This is a genomic window from Streptomyces sp. KL109B, assembly GCF_030766935.1.
GTDB lineage: Bacteria > Actinomycetota > Actinomycetes > Streptomycetales > Streptomycetaceae > Streptomyces.
Genome location: NZ_JASERL010000010.1, coordinates 118598 through 135382, shown reverse-complemented (window position 1 = coordinate 135382; position 16785 = coordinate 118598). Strand labels below are relative to the sequence as shown.

Annotated in this window: 12 protein-coding genes; 10 read left to right on the top strand and 2 right to left on the bottom strand. The window is 71.8% G+C overall.

The genetic code is table 11. The features are described from left to right. The first annotated feature begins 92 nt into the window (after positions 1–92). From RBJ65_RS29710 to mfd, 3 genes are all read left to right on the top strand, one after another. On the top strand, positions 93–881 hold the full coding sequence (locus RBJ65_RS29710) for an ABC transporter ATP-binding protein (RefSeq protein ID WP_306323623.1): 789 nt from the start codon (positions 93–95) through the stop codon (positions 879–881). Further along, a complete protein-coding gene (locus RBJ65_RS29705) occupies positions 878–3469 on the top strand; it encodes an ABC transporter permease (protein ID WP_306323624.1) in 2592 nt (863 codons plus the stop codon). Before RBJ65_RS29710 ends, RBJ65_RS29705 begins: the two co-directional genes overlap by 4 nt. Positions 3470–3961: 492 nt before the next feature. After that, a complete protein-coding gene (gene mfd / locus RBJ65_RS29700; protein WP_306323625.1) occupies positions 3962–7501 on the top strand; it encodes a transcription-repair coupling factor in 3540 nt (1179 codons plus the stop codon). A 122-nt stretch (positions 7502–7623) separates the two neighbouring features. Here the strand turns inward: mfd and RBJ65_RS29695 are convergent, their stop codons facing one another. Further along, entirely contained in the window at positions 7624–7989 is a 366-nt protein-coding gene (locus RBJ65_RS29695; protein WP_306323626.1) for a hypothetical protein, read from the bottom strand. Between the two features lie 10 nt (positions 7990–7999). Between RBJ65_RS29695 and RBJ65_RS29690 the strand changes: the two genes are divergently transcribed. Beyond that, entirely contained in the window at positions 8000–8137 is a 138-nt protein-coding gene (locus tag RBJ65_RS29690; RefSeq protein WP_306323627.1) for a hypothetical protein, read from the top strand. A 47-nt stretch (positions 8138–8184) separates the two neighbouring features. Continuing rightward, entirely contained in the window at positions 8185–8955 is a 771-nt protein-coding gene (locus RBJ65_RS29685; RefSeq protein WP_306323628.1) for an N-acetyltransferase, read from the top strand. 50 nt (positions 8956–9005) lie between these two features. Here the strand turns inward: RBJ65_RS29685 and RBJ65_RS29680 are convergent, their stop codons facing one another. Next, positions 9006–9863 carry a DUF4190 domain-containing protein gene (locus RBJ65_RS29680; protein WP_306323629.1) on the bottom strand — a complete coding sequence of 286 codons (858 nt, stop codon included), beginning with the start codon at positions 9861–9863 and terminating at the stop codon, positions 9006–9008. 212 nt (positions 9864–10075) lie between these two features. Here RBJ65_RS29680 and RBJ65_RS29675 point away from each other — a divergent pair, with 212 nt between their 5' ends. The 5 genes from RBJ65_RS29675 (at position 10076) to RBJ65_RS29655 (ending at position 16776) form a co-directional block, all read left to right on the top strand. Beyond that, positions 10076–12163 (top strand): N-6 DNA methylase, encoded by a 2088-nt coding sequence (locus RBJ65_RS29675; RefSeq protein WP_306323630.1) that lies wholly within the window; start codon positions 10076–10078, stop codon positions 12161–12163. A gap of 576 nt (positions 12164–12739) precedes the next feature. Beyond that, positions 12740–13321, top strand: coding sequence for a hypothetical protein (locus RBJ65_RS29670; RefSeq protein WP_306323631.1), 582 nt, complete (start codon positions 12740–12742; stop codon positions 13319–13321). Further along, a complete protein-coding gene (locus RBJ65_RS29665; protein WP_306323632.1) occupies positions 13318–14853 on the top strand; it encodes a serine/threonine-protein kinase in 1536 nt (511 codons plus the stop codon). The genes RBJ65_RS29670 and RBJ65_RS29665 overlap by 4 nt, the downstream gene beginning before the upstream one ends. A 141-nt stretch (positions 14854–14994) precedes the next feature. Then, the gene (locus tag RBJ65_RS29660; protein WP_306323633.1) at positions 14995–15681 is read left to right on the top strand and encodes a SurA N-terminal domain-containing protein; all 687 of its coding nucleotides are present in this window, start codon (positions 14995–14997) and stop codon (positions 15679–15681) included. Positions 15682–15729: 48 nt separating this feature from the next. Then, on the top strand, positions 15730–16776 hold the full coding sequence (locus RBJ65_RS29655) for a nucleoside triphosphate pyrophosphohydrolase (RefSeq protein WP_306323634.1): 1047 nt from the start codon (positions 15730–15732) through the stop codon (positions 16774–16776). Positions 16777–16785 lie beyond the last annotated feature (9 nt).

Below are 16785 nucleotides of genomic sequence, written 5' to 3'. Positions count from 1 at the left end.
CGCAATCCGCGAAGGCACCCCGGTCCACCAGACTGAGCCGCACAGGGCGCTGATTCACGCATCCGACGCGTGACCGACTTAGGAGACTTACCGTGACTACGGCTGCAACCATTCCCGGGTACAGGGACACTGGACAGAGTTCGGCCGTCGCCGCACGGGCGCGGCAGCTGGTGAAGGCGTACGGGTCGGGGGAGACCCGCGTCGTCGCCCTCGATCACGTGGACGTGGACATCGCCCGCGGCCAATTCACCGCGATCATGGGCCCGTCGGGCTCCGGGAAGTCCACGCTGATGCACTGCCTCGCGGGCCTGGACACGGTCACGGCGGGGCGGATCTTCCTGGACGAAACCGAGATCACCGGCCTCAAGGACAAGAAACTGACTCGGCTGCGCCGGGACCGGATCGGCTTCATCTTCCAGGCGTTCAACCTGCTGCCGACGCTGAACGCGATCGAGAACATCACGCTCCCCATGGACATAGCGGGCCGCAAGCCGGACGCCGCGTGGCTGCGCCAGGTCGTCGAGACCGTGGGCCTCGCCGAGCGCCTGAAGCACCGGCCCACCCAGCTCTCCGGCGGCCAGCAGCAACGGGTCGCCGTGGCACGGGCGTTGGCGTCCCGGCCGTCGATCATCTTCGGCGACGAGCCGACCGGAAACCTGGACTCGCGCGCGGGCGCCGAGGTCCTCGGCTTCCTGCGCCGCTCCGTCGACGAGCTGGGCCAGACGATCGTGATGGTCACGCACGACCCGGTCGCCGCCTCGTACGCGGACCGCGTCCTGTACCTCGCCGACGGCCGCATCGTCGACGAGATGCGCCGCCCGACCGCCGAGGCCGTCCTCGACCGGATGAAGGACTTCGACGCACGCGGGCGCACATCATGAGCGCCGCCAATACGGTCATGAAGACCTCGCTGCGCAACTTCTTCGCGCACAAGGGCCGGATGGCCCTCTCGGCGATCGCCGTGCTGCTGTCGGTCGCCTTCGTCTCAGGGACCCTCGTGTTCACCGACACGATGGACAAGACCTTCGACAAGCTGTTCAGCGCCACCTCGCCCGACGTGTCCGTCAGCCCCAAGGGCGCCGACCAGACCGACGACGACGGCAGCGCCACCGGACGGCCCGAGGCGCTTCCGGCGTCCACGCTCGCCACGGTCCGCGAGGCCGAGGGCGTCAAGTCGGTGGAGGGCGCGGTCAGTTCGATGAACGTGACCGTGGTGAACTCCGACAACAAGAACATGGGCTCCACCACCGGCGCCCCGACCATCGCGGGCAACTGGACGCACAACGACCTGCGTTCCATGGAGATCACCTCCGGGCACGCACCGCGCGGCCCCACCGAGGTCATGGTCGACGCCGACACGGCGAAGAAGCACCACCTGAAGATGGGCGACGAGCTGCGCACCATCGCCGCCACCGGCGACTTCACGGCGAAGATCACCGGCATCGCCTCCTTCAAGATGACCAACCCCGGCGCGGCCGTCGTCTACTTCGACACCGCGACCGCCCAGCGCGAACTCCTCGGCGCCACCGGAAAGTTCACCCAGATCAACGTCGCCGCGGCCGAGGGCGTCAGCGACGCACGGCTGAAGGCGAACGTCGCCGCCGAGCTCACGGGCACGTACAAGATCCAGACCCAGAAGGAAGCGGCGGACGCCAACGCCTCGGACGTCGGCTCCTTCATGGACGTCATCAAGTACGCCCTGCTCGGCTTCGCCGGCATCGCCTTCCTCGTCGGCATCTTCCTGATCATCAACACGTTCTCGATGCTGGTCGCCCAGCGCACCCGCGAGATCGGCCTGATGCGCGCCATCGGCTCCTCCCGCAAGCAGGTCAACCGGTCGGTCCTCGTCGAGGCGCTGCTGCTCGGCGTCGTCGGCTCGGTCCTCGGCGTCGGCGCGGGCATGGGCCTCGCCATCGGCCTCATGAAGCTCATGTCGTCCATGGGCATGGAGCTGTCCACCGACGACCTGACCGTGAAGCGGACGACCCCGGCGATCGGCCTGCTGCTCGGCATCGTCGTCACCGTCCTCGCCGCGTATCTGCCGGCCCGCCGCGCGGGCAAGGTCTCCCCGATGGCCGCGCTGCGCGACGCGGGCACCCCGGCGGACGTCAAGGCGGGCGTCGTACGCGGAGTCATCGGCCTCGTCCTCACGGGCGGCGGCGGATTCGCCCTCTACCTCGCCGCGCAGGCCGACAAGGCGAGCCAGGGCGCGCTGTGGCTGGGCGTCGGCATCGTCGCCTCGCTCATCGGCTTCGTGGTCGTGGGCCCGCTGCTCGCGGGGATCGTGGTCCGCGTCATCAGCGCCGTGCTGCTGCGGATGTTCGGCCCGGTGGGCCGCATGGCCGAGCGCAACGCGCTGCGCAACCCGCGCCGCACCGGCGCAACCGGGGCGGCCCTGATGATCGGCCTCGCCCTCGTCGCCTGCCTCTCCGTCGTCGGCTCCTCGATGGTCGCCTCGGCGACGAGCGAGCTCGACAAGTCGGTCGGTGCGGACTTCATCGTCGAGGGCCAGGGCGGCATCAAGCCGCAAGCGGCGCGCGACCTGAAGCAGGTGCAGAAGGACGGGTACGTCAGCCACGTCACGGAGGTCAAATACGTCAAGGCCGACCTGACGACGCCGAACGGCGCGAAGAAGTCCGAGGAACTCGTCGCCGCCACCCCCACCTACGCCCAGGACCTGCGCCGCGAGACCACCTCCGGCGAGCTGTCGGCGGCGTACGGGAAGAACGCGATGTCGGTCGGCTCCGGCTTCGCCGAGAAGCACGGGGTGAAGGTCGGCGACACGATGACGGCCGCCTTCGACCACGGACGCACCGCGAAGCTGCGGGTCGCGGCCATCACGTCGGACGACACCACATTCGACAAGGGCGCGATGTACACGAACCTGTCGACGGCCGCCTCGTACCTCCCGGCGGACCGGATGCCGCTGAACGGCATGATGTTCGCGAAGGCGGCCGACGGAAAGGACGACGCCGCGTACAAGGCACTCAAGGCCTCGGTCGCCGCCGACCCGACGGTCCACGTCAAGGACCAGACCGACTACAAGCAGACGCTGAAGGACCAGATAGGCCAGCTCCTGAACATGATCTACGGCCTGCTCGCGCTAGCGATCATCGTGGCGGTACTGGGTGTGGTGAACACGCTGGCCCTGTCGGTCGTCGAGCGCACCCGCGAGATCGGCCTGATGCGCGCCATCGGCCTCTCCCGCCGCCAGCTGCGCCGCATGATCCGCCTGGAGTCGGTGGTCATCGCCGTCTTCGGCGCCCTCCTGGGCCTCGGCCTCGGTATGGGCTGGGGCGCGACGGCCCAGCAGCTCCTGGCCCTGGAGGGCCTCGGCGTCCTGGAGATCCCCTGGCCGACCATCCTGGCGGTCTTCATCGCCTCGGCCTTCGTGGGCCTCTTCGCAGCCCTGGTCCCGGCGTTCCGGGCGGGCCGGATGAACGTCCTGGGGGCGATCGCGACGGAGTAGCGCCCACCCCGCACAGCAAACAGGCCCCCGCGACACTTCACCCGCGGGGGCCTCTCGGCGGCCGGGCCCACCAAGCGCCCGCAACGCCGATTCGGCATCTCCAGCCCCGCCGGCGCTTGAGGCGCGGGGTCCGGGGCAGAGCCCCGCGTCCGTAACGCCGTTTCGGCATTCCCAGCCCCGCCGGCGCTTGAGGCGCGGGGCCCGGGGCAGAGCCCCGCGTCCGTAACGCCGTTTCGGCATTCCCAGCCTCGCCGGCGTTTGAGGCGCGGGGTCCGGGGCGGAGCCCCGCGTCCGTAACGCCGTTTCGGCATGATCAGCCCCGCCAGCGCTTGAGGCGCGGGGTCCGGGGCGGAGCCCCGCGACCGCACCCCCGGGTGGCCGAAACCGAGCAAACGGGTGCACCTCCGGAGGACGACGTACTCTGGAAACCCCCGGCCCGCCAGACGTGTCGGGCCCTTTGCGTTGCCCACTGACCCGGGACGGATCTTCTCCATGAGTCTGCACGGACTGCTCGACGCCGTCGTCAAGGACGCCGCACTCGCGGAGGCGGTGAAGGCCGCGGGTGACGGCAACCGGATGCACGTCGACCTGGTGGGGCCGCCCGCGTCCCGCCCCTTCGCGATCGCGGCGCTCGCCCGCGAGACGAAGCGCCCCGTGCTCGCGGTGACCGCGACCGGGCGTGAGGCCGAGGACCTGGCGGCGGCGCTGCGCTCTCTCCTGCCCGCCGACGGAGTCGCCGAGTACCCCTCGTGGGAAACGCTCCCGCACGAGCGGCTGAGCCCGCGCTCCGACACGGTCGGCCGCCGTCTCGCCGTGCTGCGCCGCCTCGCGCACCCGAGCACGGACGACCCGGAGACCGGACCGGTCTCCGTCGTCGTCGCCCCCATCCGCTCCGTACTCCAGCCCCAGGTCAAGGGCCTCGGCGACCTGGAACCGGTCGCCCTGCGCACCGGCCAGAGCGCCGACCTCGAAGAAACCGTCGAAGCGTTGGCCGCGGCGGCGTACGCGCGGGTCGAACTGGTCGAGAAGCGCGGCGAGTTCGCGGTGCGCGGCGGCATCCTCGATGTCTTCCCGCCCACCGAGGAGCACCCGCTGCGCGTCGAGTTCTGGGGCGACGACGTCGAGGAGATCCGTTACTTCAAGGTCGCCGACCAGCGCTCCCTCGAAATCGCCGAGCACGGCCTGTGGGCCCCGCCCTGCCGTGAACTGCTGCTCACGGCCCAGGTCCGCGCCCGCGCCGCCGAACTCGCCGAGGAGCACCCGGAGCTGGGCGAACTGCTCGGCAAGATCGCCGAGGGGATCGCCGTCGAGGGCATGGAGTCCCTCGCCCCCGTCCTCGTCGACGACATGGAGCTGCTGCTCGACGTGCTCCCGGCCGGATCGATGGCCATGGTCTGCGACCCGGAGCGCGTACGCACCCGGGCCGCCGACCTCGTCGCGACGAGCCAGGAGTTCCTCCAGGCGTCGTGGGCGGCATCGGCGACCGGCGGCAAGGCCCCCATCGACGTAGGGGCGGCGTCCCTGTGGTCGATCGCGGACGTCCGGGACCGGGCCCGTGAGCTGGGGATGATGTGGTGGTCGGTGTCCCCGTTCGCGGCGGACGAGGCGGGTGCGGACACGGAGGCCGACACCCTTCAGCTCGGCATGCACGCTCCGGAGACCTACCGCGGCGACACCGCCCGTGCCCTCGCCGACACCAAGGGCTGGCTCGCCGACGGCTGGCGCGCCGTCTACGTCACCGAGGGCCACGGCCCCGCGTCCCGCACCGTCGAGGTGCTCGGCGGCGAGGGCATCGCGGCCCGCCTCGACAAGGACCTCGCCGAGCTGACGCCCTCCGTCGTCCAGGTGTCCTGCGGCAGCCTCGAATTCGGTTTCGTGGACCCGCAGTTGAAGATCGCGGTCCTCACCGAGACCGACCTCACCGGGCAGAAGGCCGCCGGCAAGGACGGCGCCCGGATGCCGGCCCGCCGCCGCAAGACCATCGACCCGCTCACCCTCGAATCCGGCGACTTCATCGTGCACGAGCAGCACGGCGTCGGCCGCTACATCGAGATGGTGCAGCGCACGGTGCAGGGCGCGACCCGCGAGTACCTGGTGGTGGAGTACGCGCCCGCCAAGCGCGGCCAGCCCGGCGACCGCCTCTACATCCCGACCGACCAGCTGGAGCAGATCACCAAGTACGTCGGCGGCGAGGCCCCGACGCTCCACCGCCTCGGCGGCGCCGACTGGACCAAGACGAAGGCGCGCGCCAAGAAGGCCGTCAAGGAGATCGCCGCCGACCTGATCAAGCTGTACTCGGCCCGCATGGCGGCGCCAGGACACGCCTTCGGCGGCGACACCCCCTGGCAGCGCGAGCTGGAGGACGCGTTCCCGTACGCGGAGACGCCCGACCAGCTGACCACGATCGCCGAGGTCAAGGAGGACATGGAGAAGACGGTCCCGATGGACCGCCTGATCTGCGGCGACGTCGGCTACGGCAAGACGGAGATCGCGGTCCGCGCCGCGTTCAAGGCGGTCCAGGACGGCAAGCAGGTCGCCGTCCTGGTCCCCACCACCCTCCTCGTACAGCAGCACTTCGGTACGTTCACCGAGCGGTACGGCCAATTCCCGGTCAGCGTCAAGGCGTTGAGCCGCTTCCAGACGGAGACGGAGTCGAAGGCGACGCTCGAAGGGCTGCGGGACGGCTCGGTCGACATCGTCATCGGCACGCACCGCCTGTTCTCCTCCGAGACCAAGTTCAAGGACCTGGGCCTGGTCATCGTCGACGAGGAGCAGCGTTTCGGCGTCGAGCACAAGGAGCAGCTGAAGAAGCTGCGCGCCAACGTCGACGTCCTCACGATGTCCGCGACCCCCATCCCTCGTACGCTCGAAATGGCGGTCACGGGCATCCGCGAGATGTCGACGATCACCACGCCGCCCGAGGAGCGCCACCCGGTCCTCACCTTCGTCGGCCCGTACGAGGAGAAGCAGATCGGCGCGGCGATCCGCCGCGAACTGCTCCGCGAGGGCCAGGTCTTCTACATCCACAACCGCGTCGAGTCCATCGACAAGGCGGCGGCCCGGCTGCGCGCGATCGTGCCGGAGGCGCGGATCGCGACGGCGCACGGCCAGATGTCCGAACAGGCCCTGGAGCAGGTCGTGGTCGACTTCTGGGAGAAGCGGTACGACGTCCTGGTCTCGACGACGATCGTCGAGTCCGGCATCGACATCTCCAACGCCAACACCCTCATCGTCGAACGCGGCGACAACTTCGGCCTCTCCCAGCTCCACCAGCTGCGCGGCCGCGTGGGCCGAGGCCGCGAGCGCGGCTACGCCTACTTCCTCTACCCGCCGGAGAAGCCCCTCACGGAGACGGCGCACGAGCGCCTCGCCACCATCGCCCAGCACACGGAGATGGGCGCGGGCATGTACGTCGCGATGAAGGACCTGGAGATCCGCGGCGCGGGCAATCTCCTCGGCGGCGAACAGTCCGGCCACATCGCGGGCGTCGGCTTCGACCTGTACGTACGCATGGTGGGCGAGGCGGTCGCCGACTACCGCGCCTCGCTCGAAGGCGGCGTGGAGGAGGAGCCGCCGCTGGAGGTCAAGATCGAGCTCCCGGTCGACGCGCATGTCCCGCACGACTACGCGCCCGGCGAGCGGCTGCGCCTCCAGGCGTACCGCGCCATCGCCTCCGCGAACACGGAGGAGGACATCAAGCACGTCCGCGAGGAACTCGTCGACCGGTACGGCAAGTTGCCGGAGCCGGTGGAGAACCTGCTGCTCGTGGCGGGTCTGCGGATGCTGGCGCGGGCCTGCGGCGTCGGCGAGATCGTGCTCCAGGGCAACAACATCCGCTTCGCGCCGGTGGAGTTGAGGGAGTCCCAGGAACTCCGCCTCAAGCGCCTCTACCCCGGCACGGTCATCAAGTCGGCCACGAACCAACTCCTCGTCCCGCGCCCCAAGCCCCAGAAGATGGGCGGCAAGCCGGTGGTCGGGCGGGAACTGCTGGCGTGGGTGGGGGAGTTCCTGACGTCGATTCTGGGGGCGTAGACGCCGACCGCCTGCAAAAACACCGAACGGGCTCCCGTGTGAGGCCGTGTGAACTACTCTGCGCGACGACCGCAGTTGTTCACACTTTCATCACACGGGGGCCACATGTTCTCCAGGTCTGGTCAGTCGGCGATACGCAGACGCTCCGCGGGCTTCGCCGCGGCGTGGGCGCTCGCCCTGTCGCTCACCGTCGCCGCGTGCGGATCGGGCACGAGCTCGGACGATGCCGCCGATGCGCGGCCCACGAAGTCCGTTTCCGCTTCCGCGTCCGCGACTCCCAGCCCCACCCCCACTTCGGAGTCGCCCACGCCGACGCCGACGCCGAGCCCGACTCGCACCACGCACGCGCCCGCGCCGAAGAAGACACCCACACCGACCCGGGCGAAGACGCGGGCCCCCGCGCCCGCCCCGACGCGGACCAGGACCCAGGCCCCGGCGCCCACCCGTACGGCCACGGCGCCGCGGACGACCGCACCGGCCGCCCCCACCTGCGAGATCGTGTCGAACGCCGGCAACTGCTACAACGCGGGCCAGTTCTGCCGTAACGCCGACGCCGGACGCACCACGCATGCCGGCAACGGCCGGATCATCAAGTGCACGTACAGTTCCGGCGCCAACCGCTGGGTCTACGTCTGAGTGGAAAACCCGGTGCGACACCGCCCCCTCCGCCGCACCATGTCCGCATGGACCCCGCCCCCGGCACCGACCTGACGATCACGATCACCACCCTCGCCGAGCGTCCCGAACTCGCCGACGCGATGTGGACGATGGCCGACACCTGGCCTGCGTTCATCGGGCACGACATCGCGGCGGCCACGTTTCTGCGGCGCATCTGGGCGGAGCTGCCCGCGTACGCGTTCGTGGCGACCGACGCCGGAGGCGAGGTCGTCGCCAAGGCGTACAGCGTGCCGTTCGCGCTGTACGCCGAGGGGCGCGGGGAGTTGCCGGACGGCGGGTGGGACCAGGTGTTGCAGTGGGCGTTCGCCGACCGCGGCGCCGGGGTCGCGCCCGACATCGTGAGCGCCATCGAGATCGCCGTCACCCCGGGGCTCCAGGGCCGCGGCCTGTCCGGGCGGATGCTCGCGGCGATGCGTGAGAACGCGCGGGCCCGCGGATTCCGCGAGCTCGTCGCGCCGGTGCGACCGAGCGCCAAGCACCTCGAACCGCGGGCGCCGATGAGCGAGTACGCGCATCGGGTGCGGGAGCCGGACGGGCTGCCGCACGATCCGTGGCTGCGGGTGCACGTACGGGCGGGCGGCGTCATCGAGAAGGTCGCGCCCGCCTCGATGGTCGTCGCGGGATCGCTGGAGCAGTGGCGGGAGTGGACCGGGCTGCCCTTCGAGAAGGAGGGCCCCGTCGAGGTGCCCGCCGCGCTGGTGCCGGTGCGCTGCGAGCCGGAACACGGATACGCGGTGTACGTGGAGCCGAACGTGTGGGTGCGGCACGCGTGTTGAACGCGTGCCGCACCCTTCCCCCTGCTGCTGACTGCTACTGAAGCCGCCGCTTACAGCTTCAGGTCCCACTGCGAGCCGTCGTAGTCGAAGCTCGGCGTGACCTCGACGGTCAGGTTCTTCGCGGCCGCCGGGGCGTCGAAGCCGTAGACGACCGTGGCCTTCTTGCCCGGCAGGATCGTGCCGCTGAAGCCGTCCCCGAGGTTCTCGTCGAAGATCTGCTCCGCCGTGCTGCCCTCCTGGCCGGCGCGCGCGTCCGCGGTCAGCAGGCTCGCGTCGAACTTCTCCTTGGAGTCGTTGGTGACGGTGACCGTGACCTTGTAGGCGTGGTTGCCCTTCTTGTGGCCCGCAGCGAACTCGCCCGGGCTGAACGTGACCGCGTTGGAGACGGCGACGGTCAGGTCGTCGTCGTAGACCACGGAGTCGCCCGCGGCGAGCGTCTTGCCGGAAGCCGGCTTCTCACCGTCCTTGCCGCCCTTGCCGTCCTCGCCGCCCTTGTCGTCCTTGCCCTTGGCGTCTGAGCCGGCCGGCTTCGTGTCCTTGGTCTTCGTGTCGGAGACCGACTTGCTGAGCTCGTCGACCGCGTCGTCCACCGCCTTGAACGTCGTGTACGCACCGAAGACCGCGAGGCCCATGGCCGCGAGGCCGAGGATCGTGCCGGCCAGGGCGACGCCCTTGTTCGTGGCCTCGCCGCGCTTGGCCCGGCCGCGCCCCGTCAGGCCCAGGACCAGGGCGATCACACCGAGGATCCCGGCCAGCCAGAACAGCAGCGGGATCAGCCCCGAGACGGCGCCGATGACGCCGAGGATCAGGGCGGCCGTGCCCAGGCCGTTGCGCGCGACCTGCTGCGGCGGCTGCTGCTGGAACGGCGGGTACTGCGGGTACTGCTGCGGCGGCTGGGTCTGGGACATAGCTGTTCCTCCGTGATGAGAGACGCCAACCTCCCCCCGGCTTTCCGAATGTCCGGCGGTTGGCTGAGGCAATAACAGCACTGTCTGTGAACCGAGTCAACCTGGTTCACGGAACTTGTTTTGCTCACGGGTGTGAATGCGGTTCTTACGCGGGGGTCTGTATCGTCGATCGCACAGTGGGCGGGACAGACGTCCGGGGAGGAGTCGGAGCGGTGCAGGACAACGCGACAGAGGTGACGGCCGCGGGGATCGCCCGGCTCGCCGGGGTGGGGCGGGCCGCCGTCAGCAACTGGCGCCGCAGGCACGCCGACTTCCCCAAGCCCGTGGGCGGCACCGAGACCAGCCCCTCCTTCGCGCTCACCGAGGTCGAGGAGTGGCTGCGCGACCAGGGCAAGCTCGCCGAGGTCCCGCTGCGCGAGCGCGTGTGGCAGCAGCTAGCGGGGCACCCCGCGGGCCCGGTCACCGCGCTCCTGCACACGGGCTGCGCCCTGCTGCTCGTGCACGACCGGCCCACCGAATGGCTCGCGCTCGCCGCGACCGAGGACGGCCGGGATCTGACGGGGCGTCTGTCGGCCGCCCTCGAAGGCGTCCTCACGCCGCGCTTCGGCCATGCCACGCAGCGCGCAGTCGCCACACCGCGCCCCGCCGAGCTGCTGCCCTCGGTGCCGCTGCTGCGCGGCGCCGCCGAACTCGCGGCCGAACTGGGCGCCCGCGGCGCCTTCGCGTTCCTGCTCGGCCGGCACCTCGACGCCAACCCGCGCCAGTACACGCTCACCCCGCAGGGCCCCGCCGAGCTGATGGCCGTGCTCGCGGGCCCGGCCGCCACCGCCCTCGACCCGGCCTGCGGCACCGGCGCCCTCCTCGACGCCGTACGCGCGCACGCCCCGGGCCCCGGCCGCACCCTGTACGGCCAGGACGCCTCCGCCGAACTCGCCGCGCTCACCGCGCTCCGCCTCGCCCTCGACGGCAACGGCGGAGCGGACGCCCCGGCCGTGCGCACCGCCGCCGCCGACACATTGCGCTCCGACGCCCTGAGCGACGTACGGGCCGACGCGGTGGTCGCGCATCCGCCGTTCAACGAGCGCGGCTGGGGGCACGACGAGCTGGCCTACGACCCGCGCTGGGAGTACGGCCTCCCGGCCCGCACCGAGTCCGAACTGGCCTGGGTGCAGCACGCGTTGGCGCGCCTGAAGGACGGCGGCAGCGCCGTGCTCCTGATGCCGCCCACCGTCGCCTCGCGCCGCTCCGGGCGCCGCATCCGCGCCGACCTGCTGCGCCGCGGCGCGCTGCGCGCGGTGATCGCGCTGCCCGCCGGTGCCGTCCCGCCCAACAACATTCCGCTGCACCTGTGGGTGCTGCGCCGCCCGGGCGTGGGCGCACCCACCGCCCCCGAGCTGCTGCTCGTCGACACGACCGGGCTCGCCGAGACCGGCGACGTACGGGAGCAGCGCGTGTGGGGCGAGGTGCGCGACGCCGTCCTCGACGCCTGGCGCGCCTTCGACCGGGACGGGTCGCTGGCGGAGCAGCCGGGGCTCGCCCGCTCCGTGCCGGTCATCGACCTCCTCGACGACGAGGTCGACCTCGCGCCCGCGCGCAGGTTGCCGCCGCCGGCCGCAGGGGGCGGGGCCGCGGAACTGACCTCCGTACGGGAGGAGTTGGCCGACGTCCTGCGGCTGACCATGAAGCTCGCTCCGGGTCCTGTCCCCGACGCGGTGGTCTCGCCGCCGCGCTGGCCGCTGACGACGGTCGGCGAACTCGCGCGCGCGGGGGCGCTGTCGCTGCGTACGGCGGCGACCAACGGTGGTTCGGGGGCGGGTGGGCACGCGCGCGTACCCGTACTCACCGACCATGACGTGCTGGCGGGGACCGCGCCCTCAGGGGCCCACACCACGGACGACGAGCCCGTGATCCTCGACGTCGGGGACGTGGTGGTGCCGGTGGTGGGCGGAGCGGCCGCCGTCCGCGTCGTCGACGAGGTGGCAGCGGGCGCCGCGCTCGGCCGTGGCCTGGCCCTCCTGCGCCCCGAACCGGGGGCGCTCGACCCGTGGTTCCTCGCCGGTTTCCTGCGCTCCACCGCCAACAACCGGCAGGCGTCCAGCTACGCCTCCACGGCCACGCGTCTCGACGTCCGCCGCCTCCAGCTGCCCCGCCTCCCCTTGGCGGAACAGGCCGAGTACGGCGAGCGCTTCAAGTCCCTCGCCACCTTCGAGGACACCCTCCGCCACGCCGCCCGCCTCGGCGAACACCTGGTCCAGGCCCTCCACGACGGCCTCACCGCCGGCACCCTCCCTCCGGGCTGACCCGTACGGTGCCCCGGCCCCCGTGGCGCCGGGCCCTCACCCTGCACCGGGGCCGGCCCCCTCGCCGCCATTGCGCCCCACCGGGGCCCGCCTTGCCCACCCTGCCGCCCAAGGCGCGTGGCGTCGACCGCCAGGGGCGAGGAGTCGTGGTTGCCCCTCCGGGGGAGGGCGGTGGGCGACAGCCGAGGCGACACCCGGTCACCACAGGCGGGTGGGGCAATCGAGCCCCGGGGGCCGTAACGCCGGTCCGGCAAATCCAGCCCCGCCGGCGTTTGAGGCGCGGGGTCCGGCGCTTGAGTCCCGGGGGCCGTAACGCCGGTCCGGCAAATCCAGCCCCGCCGGCGCTTGAGGCGCGGGGTCCGGGGCGGAGCCCCGAGGCCGCAACGCCGGTTCGGTGGAACGGAACGGAACGGAACGGAACGGAGCGGCCGCGTCCGGTCGACCCGGTGTGAGCGGAGCGACATCGGTTACGTACAACCCCGACCCCGTTGTCCGAGTCCGCCTATACGCTCGAAGAAGCCGGCAACGAAACGAATTGCCGTGCCTCCCGTCCCGGACAAGTGACCAGGAGCTGCCATGTATGGGCCCGGCGCGGCGCCGCCCCGACGCGAGAGCGACGGCGCGGTCATCACCCTGCGGGTGCTGTTCCCTGCGCTGTCCGTGCTCACCTGCGGCCTGCTCTCGTGCGCCCCCCTGTTCCGCATCGCGTCACTGCGCCACAGGCCCCTCGACTGGGCCCTGGCCATCGCCTCGTTGCCGATCAGCGTCACCCTGCTCGGCATCGTCGGCTCACTGCCGGAAGAGGACACGCGCACGGACGTCGCCCTCGCCCTGCTGCTGCTCATCGCGCTCGGCAGCGCCGTCTACTTCCTCGTCTACGACATCCGTAGGACCAGCACCGCACCCCCACCGAACCCGTACGCGCCGACCACCCCGACCACCCCGACCACGGCATACGGACACCCGCAGCAGCACTGGCCCACGATGCCGACGCAGACCATGGCCACACCCCCACCCGCCCCACAGAACCAGGCACCGACCCCGACCCCGGCACCGACCCCGGCACCCGCACCCCCGCCCCCGCACCGCATCGACCAGGTCCGCGCCGAACTGGACGAGCTGAGCGACTACCTGCGCAAGCAGGACGGCGGCCGGTGACCGGCCGGCCTCAGCCCGGCGCCCGCGTCGTCGCCGGACGCTACGAACTGTCCACGCTCATCGGCCAGGGCGGCATGGGCCAGGTCTGGACGGCGTACGACCAGCGCCTGGACCGCCGCGTCGCGGTGAAACTGGTGCGCCCCGACCGCGTCGCGGGCGCCGAGGCCGACGAACTGCGCCACCGCTTCCTGCGCGAATGCCGGGTCACGGCCCAGGTCGACCACCCCGGCCTCGTCACCGTGCACGACGCGGGCGCGGAGGGCGACGAGCTCTACCTCGTCATGCAGTACATCGACGGCGCCGACCTCGCCGACCACCTCGCCGAGCACAGCCCCTTCCCCTGGCAGTGGGCCGTCGCGATCGCCGCGCAACTGTGCGCCGTGCTCTCCGCCGTGCACGCCGTGCCGATCGTGCACCGCGACCTCAAGCCACGGAACGTCATGGTGAAGAAGGACGGCACGCTCACCGTCCTCGACCTCGGCGTCGCCTCCGTCCTCGACACCGACACCACCCGCCTCACCCACACCGGCTCACCCATCGGCACCCCCGCCTACATGGCGCCCGAGCAGGCCATGGGCGGCGCCGTCGGCCCGTACACCGACCTGTACGCACTCGGCGTACTGCTGCACGAACTCCTCAGCGGAGACGTGCCGTTCGCCGGCACCACCGCCCTCGGCATCCTCCACCGCCACCTCTACGAAGCCCCCACCCCGGTCCGCCACCTGCGCCCCGAAGTGCCCCAGCCCCTGGAACACCTGGTCCTGCGCCTGCTCGCCAAGGACCCGCAGGACCGCCCGGCCTCCGCCCAGCAGACGTACGAGGAACTGCTCCCGCTGCTCCCCGCACGCGGCGCCCCGACGGGCCGCCCGCTCGACCCCACCCGCCCCTTCCTGCGCCCGCACGCCCCCTGGCCCGACCGCGCCGTCACCCCCGCCCCCCAGCCCGCCGGATCCGACGTCCAGGGCGACCGCCCCGACGTGGCACGGGCCGTCGACGAGGTGAAGGTGCTGCTCGGCGAGGGCCGCATCACGCAGGCCGTCGACATCCTCGGCGCGATCCTGCCCACGGCCGCCGCCCAGCACGGCGAGCACTCACCCGTCGTCCGCACCCTGCGCAAGCAGTACGCGGCCACACTCATGGACGACGGCCAGTACCGCCGCGCCCTGCCCGAACTGCGCCGCCTCGCCGACGAACGCGCCGCCGAGGCCGGCCACGCCGACCCGCAGTCCCTCCAGTTCCGCTACGAGGCCGCGCAGTGCCTGGAAGCCCTCGGCGAACCGGCCGCCGCGCTCGCCGAATACCGCTCCCTCCTCCCGTACTACGAGAACCAGTACGCGACCACGGACCAGCGCCTCGCCCTCGAAGTACGCCGCCGCATCGGCCAGTTGCTGCTCGCGGTGGGCGACAGGGGAGCGGCCCACGCCACGCTGAACCGCCTGCTGCACGACTCCGAGCGGCTGCACGGCCCCGGGCACCCGTTCCCGGCGGAGGTGCGACGCACGCTGCAATGGCTGGGCCAGGTCCGCGGCTGACGCCCCCCGTTCAAGTACCTCCGGTACCTGAACCACGGCGAATCGTTGTCGAATAGGTGGCCTAGCAAGCGGTCACTGCCTAACATCGATCAACGCCGGACTTTGTGCACCGACGCACAAACTCTTCGCAGGGAGGCCACCTTGCACCGCCGCGACAGCCGCCGTACCAGTAGCCGCCGCACCGCGCTCGTCCTGTCCGCCGCCGCCATCGCCGCGGTCCCCGTCCTGACCGCCTGCGGCAGCGAAGCGCACCCCGGTGCCGCGGCCGTCGTCGGCGGCCAGCGCATCACCGTCTCGCAGTTGGAGAGCCGGGTGAACGAGGTGCGGGACGCGCAGCAGACCGCCATCAAGGACTCCGCGCAGTACGAACAGGCCATCGCCAAGACCGGCGGCCTCACCCGCAACACGCTGCACACGATGGTGCTCGACCGCGTCCTGCACCGCGCCGCCACCGACGCCGGTGTCACCGTCACCCGCAAGGAGATGCAGAGCATGCGGGCCGGCCTGGAACAACAGGCGGGCGGCGCCCAGCAGTTGGAGGTCGCCTGGCTGCAGCAGTACAACATCCCGCCGAAGCGGCTCACCGAGAGCCTGCGCACCGAGATCGAGGCGCAGAAGCTGGCGACGGCGCTCGGCGCGAACATGCAGACCCCGCAGGGCAAGGCCGTCTTCTGGAAGGCGCTCTCCGGCGCCTCCAAGGAACTGAACGTCGACCTCAACCCCCGCTACGGCACCTGGGACGTCACGAAGAACAGCCGGGTCGACGGCAAGACCCCGTGGCTCAAGCAGATCACGAAGGAACCGGCCGCGGAGCAACAGACCGCGTAGCACCCGGCGGGCGGCGTGGTTGTCAGTGGCCTGGGTTACGTTCGAGGGGTGAACGAACCCGAGGCGCTCGACCCCCACGCCACCGCCGCCGCCACCGCCGGGACCGGCGCCGCCGCCGGCCGCGTCGTCCTGCTCACCACCAGCCACCGGGTCGCCCCCGGCCTGCTGTCCTGGCAGGCGTGGGAGACACTGCGCACCGCCGACGAGGTGCTGTGCGCCGACGCCGCGCACCCGCAACTGCCGTATCTGAAGGACGCGGGCGTCCGGGTCACGGTCGCCTCGCCCACCGCCCGTGAGCTCGTCGACCGCTGCGCCGACGGCGGCCGCACCCTCGTCGTGCTCGCCACGGCGGAGGGGGACCAGCGGCTCACGGACGGCCTGGCGCGGCTCGCCGGATCCGGCCGCGAGCAGATGCCGTCCCTCGAACTGCTCCCCGGCTCGTACGACCTCCCGGGCGCCCGCCTCCTCGACCTCGTCCAGGTCATGGACCGCATCCGCCACGCCTGCCCCTGGTCGAAGCTGCGCACCCACGAGGACCTCGCCAAGTACGCCATCGAGGAGGCGTACGAACTGGTGGAGGCCATCGAGACGGACGACAGGGACGAACTGCGCGAGGAACTCGGCGACGTACTGCTCCAGGTCGTCTTCCACGCGCGCATCGCGGAGGAGGCCACCGGCCAGGACGAGGACGACGAGGACGCCGAGCCCTTCTCCATCGACGACGTCGCGGGCGGCATCGTCGACAAGCTCATCCACCGCCACCCGCACGTCTTCGGGGACGAGAGCGCCGCCACCCCGGAGGAGGTCCGGGAGATCTGGCTGCGCAAGAAGGGCGAGGCCAAGCGCCGCGCCTCCGTCACCGACGGCGTTCCCCTCGGCCAGCCCGCCCTCGCCCTCACCGCCAAACTCGGCTCCCGCGTCCGCACGGCGGGCCTCGACGTGCCGGTGCCTGCGGGCGACGACAACATCGGCTACGAGCTGCTCGCGCTGGCGCTGCGGGCCGAAGCGGAGGGCGTCGACCCGGAGGCGGCGCTGCGGGCCGCCGCGCGGGCGTACCGGGACGCGGTTCGTGGCGCCGAGGGGCTGGGAGGTTAGTACCGTTGC